Genomic DNA, 747 nt, shown 5'->3' on the forward strand with positions numbered 1-747 from the left:
ATAGGTTTGTCTATGAGTGTACAGGTTTGTCTATTAAATTGTCAACTTAGGACAAGCTCTTTTAATTCTACCCAAGAACGGGAATTAGAAAAAGAGCGACTAGCCTCCACAGGGATTACTTTATCATATTTACCATGTAAAATCAAGGTCGGGAGGGGACGTTGTAATAAATCTTCTGAATATTGGTGAGCATCCTTAACAAAATTATAATGTAGAGGGAGTAATTCTTGATAGCCATAATGGTAAATCATCATATATTTTGTTAATTCCCATAATTTTAATCCTGTTCCTAATTTTGGTAACCAATGGGATAAAAAACCGAAAGCTGGTGCTAATAAAATTAGTCGTTTTACTTGTAAATATTCTTGTGCTATGTGAGCAGATATCAAACCTCCTAAACTAGAACCAATCAGGGTAACAGGTTGAGAATCTGGAGGAAAATTAGTAGTAACTTGTTGAATTTGTCGAGTTATAGTTAAATCAGAAAATCCACCTGTATTTAAGTCAGGAATAGACATTGATATTTGGAGTTGTGATAATCTTTGTTGAATATCTTGGGCTTTTTTTGACTTAGGACCAGAAGCGAAACCGTGAAGATAGAGATAATTCATAATTAGGGAGTTTTTATGGCATTAATTACAGAATCTATCATAGTATAAACACAGGAAATAGCGATCGCATTACCAGTTATAGTCATTTAACTTAAGAATGAGACATTAAGATACACAATAATCACGGATGATTTCA

1 protein-coding gene is annotated in these 747 nt (G+C 33.2%); it reads right to left on the minus strand.

Going from position 1 to position 747, the window contains the following annotated elements; genetic code table 11:
* Positions 1–41: 41 nt before the first annotated feature.
* On the minus strand, positions 42–611 hold the full coding sequence (locus ACIR131C_RS21460; protein ID WP_051347448.1) for a YqiA/YcfP family alpha/beta fold hydrolase: 570 nt from the start codon (positions 609–611) through the stop codon (positions 42–44).
* Between the last annotated feature and the right edge of the window lie 136 nt (positions 612–747).

Origin of the sequence: Dolichospermum circinale AWQC131C, assembly GCF_000426905.1 — a bacterium.
Lineage (GTDB): Bacteria > Cyanobacteriota > Cyanobacteriia > Cyanobacteriales > Nostocaceae > Dolichospermum > Dolichospermum circinale.